General features: G+C 69.2%; 9 protein-coding genes. 1 reads left to right on the top strand and 8 read right to left on the bottom strand.

What is annotated here, in order from left to right:
- Positions 1–100: 100 nt before the first annotated feature.
- A complete protein-coding gene (locus ACIQ3B_RS11860) occupies positions 101–1,441 on the top strand; it encodes a bifunctional folylpolyglutamate synthase/dihydrofolate synthase (protein WP_397402796.1) in 1,341 nt (446 codons plus the stop codon).
- Positions 1,442–1,574: 133 nt separating this feature from the next.
- On the opposite strand, the gene ACIQ3B_RS11855 is transcribed toward ACIQ3B_RS11860, so the two are convergent.
- The 8 genes from ACIQ3B_RS11855 to ACIQ3B_RS11820 all read right to left on the bottom strand — a co-directional run bounded on the left by ACIQ3B_RS11855 (position 1,575) and on the right by ACIQ3B_RS11820 (position 12,027).
- On the bottom strand, positions 1,575–1,856 hold the full coding sequence (locus ACIQ3B_RS11855) for an endonuclease domain-containing protein (RefSeq protein ID WP_397402800.1): 282 nt from the start codon (positions 1,854–1,856) through the stop codon (positions 1,575–1,577).
- 217 nt (positions 1,857–2,073) lie between these two features.
- Entirely contained in the window at positions 2,074–2,403 is a 330-nt protein-coding gene (gene trxA / locus ACIQ3B_RS11850) for a thioredoxin (RefSeq protein ID WP_397402794.1), read from the bottom strand.
- 84 nt (positions 2,404–2,487) lie between these two features.
- Positions 2,488–5,970, bottom strand: coding sequence for a double-strand break repair helicase AddA (gene addA / locus ACIQ3B_RS11845; RefSeq protein ID WP_397402792.1), 3,483 nt, complete (start codon positions 5,968–5,970; stop codon positions 2,488–2,490).
- Complete coding sequence (gene addB / locus ACIQ3B_RS11840; RefSeq protein WP_397402790.1) at positions 5,967–8,927, bottom strand: double-strand break repair protein AddB; 2,961 nt, start codon at positions 8,925–8,927, stop codon at positions 5,967–5,969. The genes addA and addB overlap by 4 nt, the downstream gene beginning before the upstream one ends.
- The gene (locus ACIQ3B_RS11835; protein WP_397402788.1) at positions 8,924–9,637 is read right to left on the bottom strand and encodes a nucleotidyltransferase family protein; all 714 of its coding nucleotides are present in this window, start codon (positions 9,635–9,637) and stop codon (positions 8,924–8,926) included. The genes addB and ACIQ3B_RS11835 overlap by 4 nt, the downstream gene beginning before the upstream one ends.
- The gene (gene amgK / locus ACIQ3B_RS11830; RefSeq protein ID WP_397402786.1) at positions 9,634–10,725 is read right to left on the bottom strand and encodes an N-acetylmuramate/N-acetylglucosamine kinase AmgK; all 1,092 of its coding nucleotides are present in this window, start codon (positions 10,723–10,725) and stop codon (positions 9,634–9,636) included. The genes ACIQ3B_RS11835 and amgK overlap by 4 nt, the downstream gene beginning before the upstream one ends.
- Positions 10,715–11,158 (bottom strand): tRNA (adenosine(37)-N6)-threonylcarbamoyltransferase complex ATPase subunit type 1 TsaE, encoded by a 444-nt coding sequence (tsaE, locus tag ACIQ3B_RS11825; protein ID WP_397402784.1) that lies wholly within the window; start codon positions 11,156–11,158, stop codon positions 10,715–10,717. The genes amgK and tsaE overlap by 11 nt, the downstream gene beginning before the upstream one ends.
- Positions 11,155–12,027 carry a GNAT family N-acetyltransferase gene (locus ACIQ3B_RS11820; protein WP_397402798.1) on the bottom strand — a complete coding sequence of 291 codons (873 nt, stop codon included), beginning with the start codon at positions 12,025–12,027 and terminating at the stop codon, positions 11,155–11,157. The genes tsaE and ACIQ3B_RS11820 overlap by 4 nt, the downstream gene beginning before the upstream one ends.
- Positions 12,028–12,051: the final 24 nt, after the last annotated feature.

The following is a 12,051-nucleotide window of genomic DNA, read 5'->3' as shown; positions in this document are numbered from 1 at the left end:
CGTATGCGTGGCGCCCGGCGAGCCCCCTCCACCCCGCTTCGCGCGGTCCCCCTCCCCCGACGGGGGAGGAGAATAAGGAACACTCCGGGGAGTGGACGCCATGACCTCCCTTCCCGCCGACCCCGGCTTCGATCCGATCCGCGCCTCCGATGCGGTGATCCAGCGATTGCGCGCCAATCATCCGACCCTGATCGATCTTACGACGGGCCGTGTTGAACGCCTGCTGGCGGCGCTGGGCCGACCCGATCTGAAGCTCCCGCCGGTGATCCACGTGGCGGGCACCAATGGCAAGGGCTCCACGGTGGCCTTCCTGCGCGCCATCGGCGAGGCGGCGGGGCTGAGGGTGCATGTGCTCACCTCGCCGCATCTGGTGCGGTTTGCCGAGCGGATCCGGCTGGCCGGAAAGCTGATCACGGATGCTCAGCTCTCGGCCCTGATCGAGCGTGTAGAGACCGCCAATGCCGGCGAGGCGATCAGCTTTTTCGAGATCACCACGGTGCTGGCCTATCTGGCCTTCGCCGAGACGCCGGCGGATCTGTGCGTCGTGGAGGTCGGGCTTGGCGGACGCTTTGACGCCAGCAATGTGTTCGAGGCGCCTGCCGTCAGCGTGATCACGCCGGTGGACTATGATCACGTGGAGATGCTGGGCCCGGCGCTTTCCAATATCGCCTGGGAGAAGGCCGGCATCATCAAGCGGGGTCGCCCCGTGGTCGTGGCGCGTCAGGACGACGAGGCGCTGGCGATGATCGAGCGCGAGGCCGACGACCGGATGGCCCCGATGCTGCTGATGGGGCGTGATTTCGACGCCTGGGAGGAGCGTGGCCGGCTGCTGGTGCAGATGCCCGATCGCCTGCTGGACCTGCCGGCGCCCAGCCTGTTCGGCGGCTACCAGTTCGCCAACGCCGGTCTGGCGGTGGCGGCGGCCCTGACCTTCAACCATGACCTGGCCGACGAGGATCTGGGGCGTGGCGTGGCGTCTACCGTCTGGCCGGCGCGGATGCAGCGCCTGACAGCGGGCCCGCTGGCGGCCTTGGCCCGGGCGCGTGGCGCCGATCTCTGGTTGGACGGCGGCCACAATCCCCATGCGGGCCGGGCGTTGGCCGAGGCGGCGGCCCGGATCGTGGATCGCGATCCCCGGCCCCTGGTGCTGGTCACCGGCATGTTTGCCCGCAAGGACGCCGAGGGCTTTTTCCGCCCCTTCGCCGAGATGCGGCCCCGGGTGATCACCACGACGTTCGACAGCCCTATCGCGGCCAGCACGGACGATCTGGTCGACGCGGCCCTCCGCGCCGGCCTTGAGCCGGAGACCGCGGCCAATGTGTCAGACGGGGTCGCGCGCGCCCTGGAGATAGAGGGCCCGGCGCCCCACGTGCTGATCTGCGGCGGCTTGCATTTCGCCGGCGAGGTCCTGGCCATGAGCCCCGAGACCTGGCCGGGGTAGGTCTCTCTACCCTCTACGGGGAGGGATCCACGCACCAGTAAAAACAAGTATATCAATGCATTGTAAGGAAGACCTTCTCCCCTTGTGGGAGAAGGTGGCCGCCGAAGGCGGTCGGATGAGGGGTCGCACCGGCCTATGACTGGGGTGGCGGCGTCCCGACGACCTCGAGAATGCGCGCGATGATCTGCCAGTCCTTGAGCTGGATGTCAGTGTTTGGACAGCGCAGGATCCAAAATCCCTTTGCTATCAGCCAAGCGTCGCGAACGGCATCGCGTTCCGGCTCGTGAAACGGGCCACCCGCCTCGATCACCGATCGATGTCGCAGGCAGACAAAGTCCAGAACATAAGGTCCGAGCGGGGCCTGTCGCCGGAACTTCAAGCCTTCCAGCCTTCGATCTCGCAGCAGCTTCCACAGCAGGCGGTCTGTTTACGGGGCGTTGCGACGCAGAGCGCGGGCTTGCGGGACGGTCGTGGGGCGAGCCATGGCGCAGGGTGATCTATCCTGAGCCGGTTTTCGACCCCTCATCCGTCAGGCTTCGCCTGCCACCTTCTCCCACAAGGGGCGAAGGGAACGACCGGCCTCGAACTACAGAGCGGGGTTCCGATAGCCAGGGAAGAGGAGGGAAAAGGGGTCAGGCGGCGACGCCGGCTTCGGCGAGCCACTCCAGGATTTTCTGCTTGGGCATGGCGCCGACCTTCATCGCGGTCATCTGGCCGTCCTTGAACAGCATCATTGTCGGGATGCCGCGCACGCCATAGCGCGACGGGGTTGTCGGGCTCTGCTCGATGTCGAGCTTGGCGATGGTCACCTTGCCGGCCAGTTCCTCGGAGATCTGCTCCAGCGCCGGGGCGATCTGCTTGCAGGGGCCGCACCACTCGGCCCAGAAATCCACCAGCACAGGCTGGCTGGCCCCCAGGACGTCGGCTTGAAAGGATTCGTCAGTGACCTTGACGGTGCTCATCTGGAAACTCCTGTTGCACGGGGCCCTGGACAAGGCGGAACCGCGACTCTCAAGACCGCCATGTAAGCGGACCCTGACCCTCTATCAACCGGCGCGGTGCAGTTCGGCAAGGGTTTGAGCCAGCAGGTTTTCTGGGATCGGCATCAGCTTGGGGCCGTCCGTCCAGACAATGGCGGCTTCGATGCGCCGTCCGGCAAAGATATCCGAGAGCACCGCCCAGTAGAGCGCCATCTGCCGAAGATAGGCGGGGTCGGCCTCACCGATCACGTTGGGAGAGGGCCGGTTGGTCTTGAAATCCACCACCAGCACCCGGTCCGGCAGCACAACCAACCGGTCAATCCGCCCTGAGATTCTGAGGCCAGACGGCAGGGCTTGCGCTGTCCCGGCGACGGTGACCTCGGCGCGGGAGCCTTCGCCGAACACCTGCGAGAAGGCTGGATCCTGCAGGACGGAAAGCGCCGCGTCCGCCATCTCGGCGCGCTGAACCGGGCTGAGGTCGGCCTCCCGCGCCAGCAGGGCGGTCGCGCCCGCCGGCTGTTCGGCGGCGGGAAGGTCGGGCAGCAACTGCAGCAGTCGGTGGATCAGGTCGCCGCGTCGGAAGCGACCCAGCCCGCCGGTTTCGGCCAGGGGTGATGCGGCCGCGCTCACGGCGCCCTCCCCGAGATCCGACGGAGACGCATAGCGGGCGAAGGCCTCCGGCGGGGCGACCAGGGACGTCCAGTCCGGCAAGGGCGCGATGGGCGCCGGCGAGGTCTCTGCCCCTTCGAGCGTCAGGGGATCGGGCCCGAACCGCTGGAATGTCAGATCGTCGATCGTGAGGGTGCGGACCTCATCGGCCACGCCGCTGTCCGACAGGGCGTTCTGGATGGCCCCCCACCAGCCCGGCAGCTTGTTTCTGTCCCGATCCGACACCCGACCGCACAGCACCAGACGATCCCGCGCCCGGGTCAGCGCCACGTAGAGCAGACGGTAGGCCTCGGCCTCCTCGCGCTCGGCGCGCCGGGTTCGGGCCAGTGCGGTGGCGTCACAGTCGCGCGCGCCGGATGAGCACCAGAGGAAGCCCTCGGTGCGATCATGGGTATGGCGCATCAGCGCAGATCCCCGCCCGGTCTGGGTGATCGTGGTCTCCGGCAGGAAGACGATGGGCGCCTCCAGGCCCTTGGCGCCATGGGCGGTCATGACGCGCACCTCGCGGCGCTCGGCCTCCATCTCGCGCTTTACGGTGATGTCGAGCCCGGCGAGGTCGGCGGCCAGGTGTTCGAGGCTGTGAACGCCCCTCGCCTCGGCGGCCAGCACCTGGTTCAGAAACTCGTCCAGCGCATCCTCGGCCTCCGCCCCCAGCCGGTGCAGCAGGTCCTGGCGAATGGTGCGGCCCCCCTCGCCGGTACGGCCCAGCAGGTCGGCGAAGAACTCGAAAGGCGCCCGGCTCCGTCCCCGATTCAGGGCATGCTCCAGAAACGCTGCGGCCGCCTGCCACTTCGGGCGCTCGGCGGCCCGGCGTTGCAGGCGCGGCCAGAGCCCCTCGGCCTTTCGCCCGTGCGCCAGAGCGTAGAGGCTGTCGTCGTCCAGGCCACAGAACGGGCTCTTTAGCACCGCCGCCAGGGTCAGTTCGTCGCCGGGAAACAGGACAAAGCGGGCCAGGGCGTTCAGGTCGTCGAAGATGATGTGCTGCGACAGCGCCAGCCGGTCGGCCCCGGCCACTGGAACACCGGCGTGCTTAAGGGCGCGCAGGATCTCCTCGAACAGCGCCCGCCGCCGCCGCACCAGGATCAGCACGTCGCCTTCATGCGCCGGGCGCCAGGTCCGAGCCTCCTTGTCGTAGACAGCGTCGCCGCGGGCGATCAGCGCCTTGATCTCGGCGGCGATCCGGCGGGCCAGACGGCGGTTGGCGCTGTCCTCGAGCTCGGCGTCCAGCGGGGCGTCCCAGGCTTCACGGTCCTCGCCCTTGGCCTCCACTTCCAGCGGCCAGACGTCGACACAGCCTGCGTGGTCGCGGCGCACTTGGGCGGCCTCATGCTGTACGGCTTCGGGCTCCGCGCGGGGCTGGATGGCGCCCGCAAGGGCCGGCGGCGCAAAGGTGGCGTCCACAAACTTCAGGACCTGCGGCGTCGAGCGCCAGGAGACCCGCAGGTCCACGCGCGGCATGCGCTGGCCCGCGCTCTCGGCCCGCGCCGTGTGGACGGCGAACTGCTGCAGCAGCTGTTCGGGCTGCGCGCCCTGAAAGGAATAGATCGACTGTTTCTCGTCACCCACCACGAACAGCGTGCGCCGGCGCGTTTCACTGCGCACGCCGGCCCCGGAGAAGAACTCCTCGGCCAGCGCATTGACGATGCTCCATTGATCCGGCGCCGTGTCCTGGGCCTCGTCCACCAGGATGTGGTCGATCCCGCCGTCGAGCTTGTAGAGCACCCAGGCCGCCGCTGGCTGATCGCGCAGCAGGTGGCAGGTCTTCTCGATCAGGTCGGCGAAGTCGAGCGCGCTCGCCGCCGTCTTCTCGATCTCGTAGGCCAGGAGGTAGGCGGAGGCCAGTCTCAGGGCGTGCGTGGTGTCACACGCGATCCGGGCGGCGCGAATGCGTTCGGCGGCCGCATCCAGCCGCGCCTGCTCCGCCAGCAGGAGGGATCGCAACGCCTCATCGTTCTTGATCCGCGCCGAGGTGTCCATCCATTTGGCTGGCGATCCTGATGCGGTGAAGAATATCGCCAGCGCCGTCTCAAAATCGGGAGCGTCCGCCGCCGCCAGGGCGGCGAGTTTCTCCGCCCGCCCCACGTCGGTCTTCGCGCCCAGGGCAAGGCTCGCGGCTGTGCGGCGATAGAGATCGCGATCCATCTGCGCCATCGCCATCCGGCCAAGGTCTTCCGGATCCGAATCCCGGGGCACGTCCACGGCGCGCCAGACCCAGCCAATGGCCCCGTCCAGCCCGCCTTCCTGCGCCAGGAACTTCGTCAGCGCCCCGCGGCGTGTCTCGAAGTCGGCGAACATCTTCTGGAAGCTCTGGAAATCCAGCGCCACCGAGAACCGGGCATAGGATTCGGCGACCATGTGTCCGGCCTTCATCGCCAGCTGCGCCACCTGCCGTCGCGCCGCACTGGCCACGGCGGCGGAGGCTGTGTCATCCATCACCCGGAACCCGGGCGAGATACCGGCCTCCAGCGGGAACCGTCGCAACAGCTTCTCGCAGAACGCGTGGATGGTCTGGATCTTCAGGCCCCCGGGCGTTTCCAGCGCCTGGGCGAACAGGGATCGGGCCTTGGACAGGTCCGCCACATCGAACCGGCGGCCTTCCAGCTTCGTCAAGGCGCCCGCCAACGCGGCGTCATCCAGCACCGACCAGCCGCCCAGCACCTCATAGAGCCTGCGCTGCATCTCCGAGGCTGCGGCCTTGGTGTAGGTGACGCAGAGAATGGTCTCGGGCCTGGCGCCGGCCAGCAACAGCCGCGCCACCCGGTCGATCAGGGTCTTGGTCTTGCCGGACCCGGCGTTGGCGGTGACGAAGGCCGACAGCGTCGGGTCGGCGGCCTCCTGCTGGGGATCGGCCAGAGGGGTCAGCAGGACGGTGACGCTCATTCCTCGCCCTCCTCGCCGCTGGTGGACCACTCGAACACGCGGGCCAGGTGGTCGTAGTCGCTCATCCGGGCTTTCACGAACTGCGGCGCCACGCGCGACAGATAGGGCTGGGCCGGATCGTCGAAGCGTTCCACCAGTCGCGCCAGGCCGTCGAAGGCCCGCTCGGCGGCCTCTGCGCTGTCCGCACCCGCCTCTGCGCGGGTCTCGACCTTGCCGGCAGGCTTGCGGCCGGTGATCTCCAGATAGGTCAGGTCCCCGGGCTTCAGGCGCCCCAGCTCCGGGAAACCTCCGGCCTCAAGGATCGCCGCCGTCAGGGTGAGTTGAGGCGAAAATCCGGCGTCGACCTCCCGTTTCGACGGCGCTTTGCCGGTCTTGTAGTCGAGGATGTGGCCGAAACCGTCTGCGGTGACCTCGATCCGGTCGGCGCGGGCAGAGATCGTGAACGGGCCGGCGGGACCCGCCAGCGTGCGCTCCCCCTTCAGCTCCACCCGGATCGTCCTGCCATCCCGGCGCTCACGCTCCAGATCGGCCACCCATTCGGCCGCTTCCCTGGCCAGAGCCTGCTCACGGGCCATCGCCTCATGTGGCAGGCCGGCCTGTTCCAGCTCCTCAAGATAGAGCCGCGCAAACTCATCGGCGGCGTCTGCAGGCAGGGCCGCCGGATAGGCCTCGGCGAACCGTTCAAAGGCGGCGTGGATCGCAGTACCCCGCGCGCGGGCGTCGGCGGTCTCATCCGGGCGATCCAGCGGATAGAGACGCAGGATGTCCCGCGCCCAGACCGCATAGGGATCGCGCGTCAGGGCCTCCACCCGGGTCACGGCCATGGTCCGCGGCCGATCGGCGACCGGCGGGATCGGCGCGGGGCGTTTCACGGGCTCGTAGCCACCCGGCGCATCCAGGCGGCGCGCCCAGTCCAGAACCCACGGTCGCCCGGGGATCTCCAGTCCGGCGCCCAGGGCCAGGGTCTCCAGTCTCCACAGCCAGCGCGACTTGACCGACGGTGCGCCTTCCCGGCGCTCTGTATGGAGAAGAACGACCTCCGGCGCGCATGCCGCCTGGGCAAAGTCGTGGGCGGCCAGGCCGATCCGGCGTTCCGGCGAGGGTAGGTCCAGGGCCGCGCGCATGGGGCGCGACAGGAACGGGTCCAGCGCCGCCCCGCCGGGCCAGACGCCTTCCTCCAGCCCCGCCACCACCAGCCGGTCGGCGCGTACAAGCCGGGCCTCGATGGCCCCCATGATCCGCAGGCGCGGGTGAGTGGCGCCGCCACTGCGCACGGTCTCGCCCTCCATCAGCCGGCCCAGCAGGTCGGCGAACCCCCGGGGCGTGGCGGGCGGCAAGCCTTCGCCGTCCTGAATCAGCGCTGCCAGCAGCCGCGACATGGCCTCGCCGCCGTGGCCGGCCCAGAGCCCGCCGGCGCCCTCCGCCAGCGCTTCCATCGACGCCGCGATCCGCCTGGCCGCGGCTGAAGGTGAGTCCGTCTCCCCCGGCCAGGCCAAGGCCTCGACCAGAGCCATCAACCGCAAGGCCTGCGACTGCGCCTCAGGCGCCTCGGCCAGTCGGCCTTTCAGCTCATCCCAGGTCCGGGCGCGAGGACCGCGCAGCGCGGCGCGCTCCAGGCCTGCCACATCGCCGAATGTGGAAAACGGATGTTTCAGCAGGCCCAGCAGGGTCACCGGATCCAGCGGGTCCGCCGCTGCCCGCGCCATCATGCCGGCCAGGACGCCGCACGAACTGCCCGCGAGGTTGTCGCCGACGGAGGAATCCGGGATCACGCCCCAGCGACCCAGCTTGGCCGTAACCCGCCGCGCCAGCGCCTGATCGGGCGTCACCAGGGCGGCGGTGCGATCCGGCGTTTCCAGCGCCTCGCGCAGCAGCAGCGCCACGACGGTTGCGGCTTCCTCATCGGTGCGGGCGGTGATCAGCGAAAGGCCGTCCAGACCTGCGGCCACAGGATCGGGGGCGTCGGCAGCCCCTTCCGCGCGCAGTCCGGCGATGACGCGCAGCCAGTCGGCGGTTTCCTCGGCCGGGCGAAGCGCCTCGTTGACGATCCGCCGACGCCAGCGTCCAGCGCTGTCCGGGCGGAGCGAGGCCGGCCAGATCCGCACATCGGCTTTCCTGACCTCGGCGCGGTCCAGCAGCCGTCGCAGCGCCCCTTGCGGATGCTGTACGTCCACCTTGGCCCAGGCGCTGTCGGCCAGTTCCTGATCGAGCCCCGGCAGCACCACGCACCCTTGAGGCGCGCCGGCCACCGCGATCAGCAGGTCGCGCGTCGCCGGCGCCGTACCGGTCGATCCCGCCGCCACCAGCACGCCCGCAGGCGGCGCGGTCGTCCAGCGTTCGGCCAACCGGCGCAGCAACCGCACCCGCCGCTCGCTGACATCGAGCACGCCCAGGGCGGCCAGCCGCGCAGGCCAGAGTTTCAGCGCCTTGTCCAGAAACCGGCTGGAGACCTGCCAGTGCTCGGCCAGCTCGGCGTCGACCAGTCCCGCCAGGCGGTCGCCGACCCGCACCTCCTCGATCTGCAGGCCATCCAGAAACGACCCCAGGGCGTCAGCCAGCTCCAGCGCAGCCGAGGCGGTGGTGAAGCCGCCCGGCAGGTCATCGGCCAGCTCGCTCACCAGCCGGGTGAGCTCGAAGCGCCGTTTCAGGGGGTCGATGGCGGCGGGCAGGTCCAGCGCCAGATCGCCCGGCTCGAATGGCGCCTCCCCGGCCTCCAGGTCGCCAAGGGGCCGCATCTGCGGCGGCAGAACGGCCTTCCCGCCCGAGGCCTTGATGAAGGCGTCGGCCAGGGCGCGCGCGCCGCGTCGGGTGGGCGTCAGGATCACGGCGTCGGCCAGCGCCTCCGGACCCAGGGGCGAGAGCGCATCAAACAGGCCCTGGGCCAGATCCTCTGCGAACGGCCGGTGCGCCGGAATGTTGAACCACCGCGGACCTGCCCGGTCGAGGAAGGCGGTCATGCCAGCCGTGCTTCCGCCGCGTCGCGCGCCGCCGGATCGCCCACGTGCATCCAGAAGCCGTCCATCGGCACACCGTGAAGTCGCCCCTCGGCCTGCAGGCGATGCCACACCGGAACGATCGAGAATGCCCCGTCCGGTTCGTCGTCCAGCACCTGCGGCTTGAAGATGGCGATCCCCATGTTGACGTAAGGCGTTGGTGAGGCGGGGTCGGTGGAATGCGTCAGCCGCCCCTCGGGATCCCTCAGGAACCCTTGCGGCCCCTCGAAGCCGATGCCCTGGCCCCGTTTCACCAGCAGCATCAGTATGTCCATCGTCGCCGGGTTCCATGCGCCTTTCAGGGTGTCCAGCGCCGGTGTGGCGCCTTCGAGCCAGAGGGAGTCGATGTTGGCCACAAAGATCGGGTCGCGACCCAGCTGGTCGGCCGCGGTTTTGATGCCCCCGCCGCTGTCGAGCAGGGCGGGCCGCTCGTCCGCGATCAGGATTTCCAGATCCCGCCGCTCGGCGAGGTGCGCCTCCATCTGGTCAGCGAAGTGATGCACATTGACCACGGCGCGCTCGACGCCGGCGTCCCTCAACCGGTCCAGCACATGATCGATCAGCGCCCTGCCGGCGACCGTGACCAGCGCCTTGGGCCGATGCTCGGTGAGCGGCAGCATCCGCTTGCCCAGGCCGGCGGCCAGCACCATCGCAGTCCTGGGGCCGGCGATCATGCGCGGTATCCGGGTGGCACATGGCGGTCGAACCAGGCCTTCAGGCCGGCCATGGCCGGATCCTCCAGGTTCCGCTCCAGATACCGCCAGGTGCGGGGCATGAACTGGCGATACTGGGGTCGTCCCAGCAACACCTGGCGCGCGAACACCCGTCCCAGTATCCGCACCGCATTGGACGCCGCCAGCGCCCGGTAGTCGGCCAGGAATACAGCCCGGTCCAGTTCAGGTCGCGCCGCCAGGAAGCGCTCCAGCATCGCGGTTTCCAGGTCCGGCGAAACATCGCGCCGGGCGTCCTGCAGCAGATGGGTGAGGTCCCACGCCGGATGCGCCCGCAGCGCATCCTGAAAGTCCAGCAGGCCGACGCGGCCCACGGCATCGCGATCCGGCAACCAGAGCAAGTTCTGGGCGTGGTAGTCGCGGTGGGTGAACACGCTGGCGCCCGCCTCGCCCCGCACCCAGACGGGCGCCCACAAGGCATCCCATTCGGCCAGGGCGGCCTCGCCAAACGCGGGCAAGCCGACCAGCTTCGGCCACCACTCCAGAAAGGTTTCGGTGGCGATCTTCAGCGCCAGGGCGTCATACGTCAACAAGGGCCAGCGCGCGCCGTCGGCTTCCAGCACGAGCGGCGGCGGCTCGGCCTGCAGGGCCACCTGAACGTCGACGGCTGCTTCGTAGAGCTCGAGCTCAGGTGCTGTGTGCGGGATCAGGTTTGCGAAGAGGCCGTCGCCCAGATCCTCCAGAACCGCCAGACCCGCGTCCACATAGTGGGCGACAACCCGGGGCGCGGAGAGCCCGCGTCCGCGCAGATGGGCCGCCGTGGTCACGAAGGCGGCCACGGACCCCGCCGCCAGGCGCGCCGCCGCGTTGTAGCCGAGGGCCAGGCGCTCGGCCGGGGTGGCCTCGGGCGGGCAGACGACGCTCTCCACAGCCGGCGGCTGGTCCATGAAGATCAGGCTGGAGCCGCCCTCAAGGTAGAGGCGTTCGTACTGGCGCGTCGAGGCGTCGCCCGACAACAGCTCACGCCGCGCCCCGGCGAAACCTGCCGCCTGCAGGAAGTCGTCCTTCAGTACCTCACGCTCAGACGTCAAGCCCACGACCCTCCCAGGCGCCATACGGAACCAGGCGCGCCTCGCGACTGTCGGCATCAGGTCCCATGCTGATCTCTACATCGAGTCGGTCGCTTGGCAGGCGACCCTCCAGCCGCTCCGGCCATTCGATGATCGCCGCCCCATCCTCCAGCGCTTCGTCCAACCCGATCTCGTAAGCTTCGTCGGGGTCGGAGAGACGGTAGAGGTCGAAATGAGCCACGTTCAGCCGCGCACCCTCATAGAACTGAACGAGCGTGAAAGTAGGCGACGGCACCTCTTCATCCGGGGTCGTCAGCGCCCGCACCAGCGCCCGTGCCAGGGTCGATTTGCCGGCGCCCAGCGGGCCATAGAGGCAGATGGCCTCACCATGCTGAAGGGCAGCTGCAATGGCCCTGCCGAGCGCCCTGGTCGCCGCCTCGTCGCTCAGGATCATGCGAATGGCCGGTCAGGTCTGGCGGGCAGATCGCGCTCCACATAGGTTTTCAGCCGCGCCGTTACGGTCGCCGGATCGCCGTCCAGTGCGGCAGGGGCGACGTCGGCGCCGACCGTCAGGGAGAAAGCCTGCGATTGTTTGTTCAGCAGCTCATGGAACAGGGTGATGTCCCGGAGTTCGTCGGAGACGCCATGAAAGAAGTGGAACAGGGTCGACCAGGGCCCTGCCACATGCACCGGCACGACTGGCGCATCATACTTCCGGGCGATAGACACGGCCGAGGCCGCCCAGTCCTTGTCCCGGATGGAGCCGTCTGGCTGGCGCCGCGAGATACGGCCGGCGGGAAAGATCACCAGGCACCGTCCGGCTTCCATGGCCTCGCGGGTCAGCGTCAGGGTCGTACGCAGCCGCTCGCGTGTGCGTTTGGCCTCCACCCATTCCACCGGGATCAAGACGTCCTCGAAGCGCGCGCAAACCCGCTGGGCGTCGGCGTTGGCGTAGAAGCTGATGTCGGGCCGCACAGTCTTCAAGGCATCGTAGACCGCCACGCCATCGGCAATCCCGGTGGGATGATTGCAGATAACCACGCAGCGTCCGGTGGTCGGAATCTGCTGTACGCCCGTCGCCGTGACCCTCAGTGAAAGCAGGTGCGAGACAAAGGCCAGGGCCTCACTTCCCGTCATGGGCGCGATGGCGTCGGCCATCCGTCGAGCCTTGCCATAATCCAGGACGGCATAGAGCAGAGGCCGCAGGAGGGGCCAGGCCGGGCTGCGCGCCAGCCTGGGCGCACGCTCGGCGATCAGCACGTCGACGATGTGCAGTTGGCGCCCCGGGGCGGGCGCTATGGATGCCGGGGCGGCCAGGCTCATCCGCTGAAGATGGCCCGGCGCAAG

It is taken from the genome of Phenylobacterium sp. (genome assembly GCF_044358365.1).
GTDB lineage: Bacteria > Pseudomonadota > Alphaproteobacteria > Caulobacterales > Caulobacteraceae > Phenylobacterium.
The sequence above is the reverse complement of the archived record's forward strand: the minus strand, read 5'-3'. Positions and strand labels throughout refer to the sequence as shown.